Origin of the sequence: Planktothrix sp. (genome assembly GCF_046067725.1) — a bacterium.
In the GTDB taxonomy this organism is placed as follows: domain Bacteria; phylum Cyanobacteriota; class Cyanobacteriia; order Cyanobacteriales; family Microcoleaceae; genus Planktothrix.
The window spans coordinates 1-7,309 of sequence record NZ_JBJUDF010000227.1 but is presented as its reverse complement, the minus strand read 5'-3'; the positions used below and the strand labels follow the sequence as shown (position 1 = coordinate 7,309).

The following is a 7,309-nucleotide window of genomic DNA, read 5'->3' as shown; positions in this document are numbered from 1 at the left end:
GTTACTGTTGAGAATGGGGGAATTAATATTACGGCAACCCAAGATGTAACCTTTGGTGATAGGGTCACAGTAAATAATAATAGTTCCGTTGAGGTAGTCGCAGACGGAGAGATTACAACCCAAGATATGATTAGTCATGGCGGAGGAATTTCTCTAACCAGCAATACTGGAAATATTAATACAACCGCAGGTATTCTTAATAGCAGTTCCACTACCGCAAACGGAGGAGACATTAACCTAAATGCGGCTAATAATTTAACCGTTGGTGCAATTAATACCCGCACTGAGTCTAATTTAGAAACTTCTCAAGCAGGTACTCTAACTTTGGCGGGAAATCAGATTACATTAACGAATAATATTGATACCTCAGCGACTCAGGGTTCAGGTAATAATATTACCTTTAATTCTCCTGTTATTTTAGATGTTGATAGTGTTACCTTAACCACATCGGGAAGCGCAGAAAGTGGAAATATTACCTTTAATAATACCGTTGATAGTAATACGCTAGGGAATTCTAATTTAACTATTCAAGCGGGAACAGGAACTGTCACCGTTAATGAAACCATCGGAGGAACCAATACCCTAAATGGGTTAACTGTTAATAGTGGGGATATCAATAGTAATGCTAATATTAAAGTTGAAGCAGAAGGCGTTAATCTTAATAGTCAAGGAACCGTTAATTTAACCGAACCTATCACCGTTAATCATACCGGAATTATTAATATTAACGCAGAAAATAAGATTACTACTGCTGACCTTACCACTGAAGGTCAAGCTATTAATCTTAGCAGTAATACCGGAAATATTGATAGCAGTTCAGGAACTATTAATACCAGTTCCAATAATAGCGATGGCGGTCATATTAATATTACAACGACTGCACCTGTTATCCTGGGTGAAATGAATACCAGTAGCCAAACTAACCAAGCGGGAACCTTAACCGTTAGCGGTGAAAAAATTGCATTAACAGGAAATATTAATACTTCGGGAAATAGTGGAAGAGGGAGTAATTTGACCTTTAATCATCCCGTTGAAGTTAATCAACCTATAACCCTTAATACTTCTGGAACATCGAGAAGTGGAAATATTACTTTTAATAATACTGTTAACAGTATTCCAGTCAATAATAATGGCTTAACGGTACAAGCTGGAGAGGGAGACGTTCGATTTAATAATAGTGTTAACGTCGGAGGGTTAGATATAACTGGGGGAATTGTTAATAGTAGCTCTGCTCTTAACGTTGATACTGGAAATTTGAAAATTAATTCTAGCGATAGTGTCACCCTTTCTCAAGATATTAATACCACTAATAACAGTTTTGTTGAAATTACGGCTACCAATAATATTGTTACTGGAAATATTACCACAAACGGTCAAGCGATAACCTTAAATAGTGTTAACGGAAATATAACCACTAACCCCGGAATACTGAATACCAGTTCTGTTAATAATGGTGGAAATATTACCCTCAATACCCCCGGAACTCTTAACTTAGGCGGCGTGAATACCAGTACCCTCAACGGTCAAGCTGGAAGCCTGAGTTTCAATACCGCAAATAATCCGATTATTTTAAATGCTGATATTAATACTTCTGCTAATAATGGGGTCGGAAGTCAACAACAATATAATCGTCCTGTTCAACTCGCATCCCCTAATATTACTTTAACTTCATCAGGAATTAATAGCAGTGGGAATATTCGTTTTAATTCTCCTGTTAATGGGAATAGTAATTTAACGGTTAACGCGGGAAATGGAAATATAATATTCTCAAGTATGGGTGAGACTAACCCCCTCTTAAGTTTACAAGTCAATACCACCGGACAAACGACCCTACAAGGTAATGTAACCGTTAATCATATTGTTGATTTTAGTAATGCTTTAGGAGGAACTCAACTTGCGAACCCCATCACCATTAATACCAGCAATAATAATGGTGCTATTTTATTTAATAATAGTTTCATCACAGGTTCCCAAACCTTAATCCTCAATGCTGGAAATGGTGATATTTCTCTTAATACCGTTGGCAATCATAATAACCCCATCAATACATTAATTTTCCAACAAGCAAATATTGTTAATCTGTTGGGAAATATCTACACCGCCACCGGACTCGACTTTTCCCCGGTCAATACGGTTAATATTGCGGGAAACTCAGTTACATTAGATACCAGTATTAATAAGGGAGCCATTAACTTCATCGGCTCAACCCTCACCGGAAAAGGAAATTTAACCCTCAACGCCGAGAACAATGATGTTAATTTAGATACCTTTATAGCTGAAAATCCCCTCAACGGTTTGGCCATTAACGCCAGAACCATTCAAGCGAATGCACCCATTACCGTCGGTTCTGGAGGACTCAACCTGAATGCCAGTAATCAAGTTAACCTTAATGGCAATACTTTCAGTAATAATACAGTTGTAATTACAGCCACTAACGACATTAATACCCGTGATATCACGGTCACTGGAACGATTACACTCAACAGTAACAACGGGAATATTACGGTTAATTCTTTGAATACCTCATCTCTAAATGGCAACAGTGGGGAGATCTCCCTCAATACCCAACAAGGGGATATTACCACCAATAACCTGAATACTTCATCCCCCAATGGCAAGAGTGGGGAGATTTCCCTAAGTAGCCCGGTGGGCGAGGTTACAACCGGGAATTTACGGACATTCGGTATCATTGGCGGTGACATTACGGTCAATGCTCAAACCCAAATTACCACCGGACAAATTGACACCCAAGGTCAAACCCAAGCTGGTAACGTCTTCCTTGACCCCATCAACGATATCCAGGTGGAATTTATTAACACTGAATCTCCCAAGGGTCAAGGCGGTAATATTTTCGTAGAATCGACTCAAGGCAACTTTCGGGCTCTGAGTTCCTTTCCTAGCTTATTTTCCCCCGGAGTCGCCAGCCTCTCGACTGCTGGGCGCCTCGGAAACGGTTCCATTACCATTCGTCACGCGGGGGGGCTACTTAATCCTCCGGTTTCTATCTTTGTAATCGGAGATCAACTCACGATTAATGGAACCCTCGCCACTATTACAACCGGGAACTTTAGCTTAACCCCGCAGCAAAGCTTTGAAGGCTCATTTATATTAGACAATCTAGCCATTCAAACCGATGACACCCCGAATCTTCCTCAAACTCCCATTCCAGGGAATACCGGAGTCATCCTTCAAAAACAGTTATTAATTCCTCCCACTCCCCAGGAAATTCCCTCGGAGTTCATTAATAATCCAACCCATGATTCCCTCCCTCAAGAGTTATTATCAACTTTAGATATTGCCTTTAATTCTAATAGTTTAGATTTAATGATTTTAACGATAGAACAGTTCAGAAATCAAGAATTTCAAAACTATTTAGGGGTTCAAGGTACTTTATTAGATCGTTTAGAAGTTCAGCACCGATTAAAACAACTGGAACAGAAAACCCAACAAGTTTATGCAATTGTTTATCTTGTTTCTCGTGACGAACAACTAGAAATTATTGTTCTTCCCTCCTCTGGGGAACTGTTACGACATAGCGTTCCTGAAGCGACCCAAGAAAAATTATTACCCTTAGTTCGATCCCTTCAAACGGAAATTACTAACCCTCGAAAACGGGATACAATTAGTTATCAAGCTCCAGCGCAACAACTGTATCAATGGATGATTCAACCCATCGCCGAAGATTTACAAAAATTAGGAGTTTCTACCATTCTCTTCTCCCTTGATCCTGGTTTACGCAGTTTACCCATCGCTGCTTTATGGGATGGTCAACAATTTTTAATTGAAAAATATGCCATTAGTTTAATTCCTAGTACCAGTTTCGTTGACTTTCGTTATCAACCCATTGGTGAAGCTGAAGTTTTAGCCATGGGAGCCAGTCAATTTAAAGATCAAAATCCTTTACCTGCGGTTCCCGTTGAATTAGCTAATATTATCCAACTTTGGCGTGGTGAAGAATATTTAAACGAACGATTTACCTTAGAAAATTTGAAAGTTCAGCGCCGCTTATCTGATTTTGAAGTCATTCATTTAGCCACCCACGCTGATTTTCAACCGGGATCTCCTAATAATTCTTATATTCAATTATGGAATCAAAAATTACCTCTGAGCGAATTACCAAGTTTAAATTGGGATAATCCAACGGTAGAATTATTAACTTTAAGTGCTTGTCGAACTGCTTTAGGCGATCGCCGTTCAGAATTAGGATTTGCGGGATTAGCGGTACAAGCCGGAGTTAAATCAGCCTTAGCCAGTTTATGGTATGTCAGCGACCAAGGAACGTTAGGATTAATGAGTGAATTTTATCAAGATTTAAAGCAAGCTCCTATTAAAGCGATCGCATTACAAAAAGCTCAACTTGATATGATTCAAGGAACAACTCGGATTGAAAATGATCAATTAATCACCAGTTTTGGTGCAATTCCTCTTCCTGATGAACTCAAAGGAACTCATATTACCCGTCTATCCCATCCCTATTATTGGTCAGGATTTACAATGATTGGAAGTCCTTGGTAAATTGGAAAAACCGATTTTGACCTTGATGCACAAAATAGCATTTTTGTCAATATCCTTATTTGTGACCGACTATTTGGTTCCCCAAATTAGGTTATCATCTCCCCGAAATTCTGTCAGGAAACTCAGATATTTTACGAAAGAATCAGGGTTATAGCCTTTATTTGTGCAGATAGACACAATAAGCCCTTGGGGGGTGTTTCCTTAACTGTACCACAACCCCGATTCTATCGTCAAGTAATTGAGAAAGATTCTTCATCAAATCTCAAAATTTCCTGACAATCTTTTAAAAAACAAAACGATTTCCCAGATTAGATTAGAAAACCTTAACCATATTCCCCTTTGATCACCGAAGGTCTGTCAGCTTCGACAAACCTATGAATTTTTCCAACTCGATAACGGTGGAGTTTTCATTAACGCTTGACTTAAAGGTTCATGTAAATAACCATTCGTCGCTAAAATCCGACCTGATCGCATTTCAAACAAACTACTATCATAAGCCGTCACCTTTCCTCCCGCTTCTTCAACTAATACAATTCCAGCCGCCATATCCCAAGGAGATAACCCTCGTTCCCAATAACCATCTAACCGTCCACAGGCGGTATGAGCTAAATCAATCGACGCCGCACCACTGCGACGAACTCCTTGAGTTAAATGAGTTAAATAGGCAAATTCTGCATAATTATTATCCGGTGTTTCTCGACGGTCATAGGCAAACCCAGTCACTAATAAACTTTTCGCTAAACTATCAGTTTTAGAGACACTAATTAACCGATGATTGCAAGTCGCTCCTAATCCTTTAGCCGCTTGAAATAATTCATCATGAAACGGATCATAAATTACCCCCACTTGAGGAACACCTTCAATTAATAATCCGATAGAAACCGAAAAAAATGGATATTGATGGGCAAAATTAGTGGTTCCATCTAAGGGATCAATCGCCCAAAGATAAGAACTGTTGGTATCTCCTAATTCTCCTGATTCTTCCGTTAAAATTCTATGTTCAGGAACATGACGTTCTAAAACGGCTAAAATCTCTGCTTCCGAAGCTTTATCCGCTTCGGTGACTAAATCTCCAGACCGTCCTTTCTCTTGAATATCTCGTAAATTTCCTACATAGGATTTTAAAACCGCGCCCCCTGCTTGAGCGGCTAAGGTGGCAATCTCTAAAAAAAACTGTAATTCGTTTTGACTCATCTTAATTCGTTGTGAACTATTGATTGTTGACGGATAACCGAGTTTGGGCGGGGAAACTCCACCCCTACCCTTGATCACTATTTCCCCCATCCTCTAAGGAAAAATAGAATTATTATTCTGCGGTTGTTGGTCTCGAAATTCTGTTGGGGTTAAACGCATGGGTTTTTCGGGGTTCCAAATCCCATTTCCCATCAGTCGGGCATATTCTTGGGCATAGTTTAACCGTTGACGATATTGGGTCTTAAAATTTGAGGGAACAGGTCGATGAATTGAAGAGATTTCTGCTAAGACATATCCATTTTTAACTAACTCTTCATTAATCAAAGTTTGATTTAACCAAGCATAGCCGGAGATGCGACCATAGCGATCTTTAGCTTTAAAGTCAGCTTCTAAGAGGATTTTTTGACCTTGACACAGTTGTTTTAAGTATTGTTTAGCTTGTGTTCCCCAAGGCTCTTGTTGCAAGTCAGGAGCAGTGATTCCCGCTAACCGAACGGATTGTAACACCGGAATTTTACCTGTTTTATCGAGAATTTCCAGGGTTTGACCACTGACGACCCGTTCAACTTTAGTAAAAATCCCTTTCGGCAGGTCAGGTTGAGAACAACTGGTCAAACCTAGTAAGATAGCCAGAAATAAGCTACCGTACCATTTGAGTAAATTAATCTTCATCCAAGGGTAATCCGGTTTTAACTTTACCTTTGCCAAAATAACGTCCGAATTGAAGTTCATAGACTTCATCCTCGTCTTGAGTTTCCACCACTAAATCGGAACGGGGATAACTGACACACAAGAGCGCATACCCCTGTTTTTGTAACTCTGGAGATAGTCCCAGTGCTTCCGATTGGTACAACTGGCCAGAAACAACCCTTACTGCACAGGTTGTACAAGCACCGTTGCGACAGGAAAAGGGTAAGTCTACCCCCTGATTTTCGGCACTTTGCAGAATATACCGATCTTCGGGAACGTTGACGCAATAGCGTTTACCCGTCTGGCGATAATGAATTTCTATCCGATGGGAACGGGACATAAGAAAAAATTTTTTGAGATAGTGTTGACTTTCCAAAACTTATGATAATATATATTTTCGTGGGTAAAAACGAAATATATCCCCTGGAGAGGTGGCCGAGTGGTTGAAGGCGCGACACTGGAAATGTCGTTTAGGGGTGACTCTAACGAGGGTTCGAATCCCTCCCTCTCCGTTCTCCTAAAGGTTTAAGTTAATAAAAATAGGTTAATCGCTAAATTCTACTGCATTAGCGTTGTTTAGGAATTTGTCATCAGATTAAAAATGCCTCCACTTTGAACTTAAGGTGACAACCTCTAGCTGTTCAGAACACAATGGCAAAATTAAGGGCTGAAACTTCTATCCGGTCTGGGTTTGGACTTGTTTTACTTGATTAAAGGGTAGTCGCAATGGCTGAAAGCTATACAGAAAGCAAATTTTATCGTTTTTTTGTTGTTCCCTCTTGTAAACTTGATGGCTGAAATGGTATATTTAGATCAGGTTGTCGCGATCGCACCTTGAAAACTAAATATATCAAGGCTTTCAGAAGCCCGCAGTTATAATAACCACTAATCCCTTTCAGGGATTGAAACT

Annotated in this window: 4 protein-coding genes and 1 tRNA gene; 2 read left to right on the top strand and 3 right to left on the bottom strand. The window is 39.7% G+C overall.

The features are described from left to right. Window positions 1–4,515 (top strand): CHAT domain-containing protein (locus ACKPEB_RS14025; RefSeq protein WP_408965543.1); only part of this gene is annotated, 4,515 nt, incomplete at its 5' end. 372 nt (window positions 4,516–4,887) lie between these two features. Here ACKPEB_RS14025 and ACKPEB_RS14020 read toward each other — a convergent pair. The 3 genes from ACKPEB_RS14020 to ACKPEB_RS14010 all read right to left on the bottom strand — a co-directional run bounded on the left by ACKPEB_RS14020 (window position 4,888) and on the right by ACKPEB_RS14010 (window position 6,739). Further along, a complete protein-coding gene (locus tag ACKPEB_RS14020) occupies window positions 4,888–5,709 on the bottom strand; it encodes an inositol monophosphatase family protein (protein WP_408965542.1) in 822 nt (273 codons plus the stop codon). A gap of 93 nt (window positions 5,710–5,802) precedes the next feature. Then, on the bottom strand, window positions 5,803–6,381 hold the full coding sequence (locus tag ACKPEB_RS14015; RefSeq protein ID WP_408965541.1) for a thermonuclease family protein: 579 nt from the start codon (window positions 6,379–6,381) through the stop codon (window positions 5,803–5,805). Continuing rightward, a complete protein-coding gene (locus ACKPEB_RS14010) occupies window positions 6,371–6,739 on the bottom strand; it encodes a 2Fe-2S iron-sulfur cluster-binding protein (protein WP_408965540.1) in 369 nt (122 codons plus the stop codon). The genes ACKPEB_RS14015 and ACKPEB_RS14010 overlap by 11 nt, the downstream gene beginning before the upstream one ends. A gap of 85 nt (window positions 6,740–6,824) precedes the next feature. Between ACKPEB_RS14010 and ACKPEB_RS14005 the strand changes: the two genes are divergently transcribed. After that, a tRNA-Ser gene (locus ACKPEB_RS14005) sits at window positions 6,825–6,911 on the top strand. The last annotated feature ends 398 nt before the right edge of the window (window positions 6,912–7,309 follow it).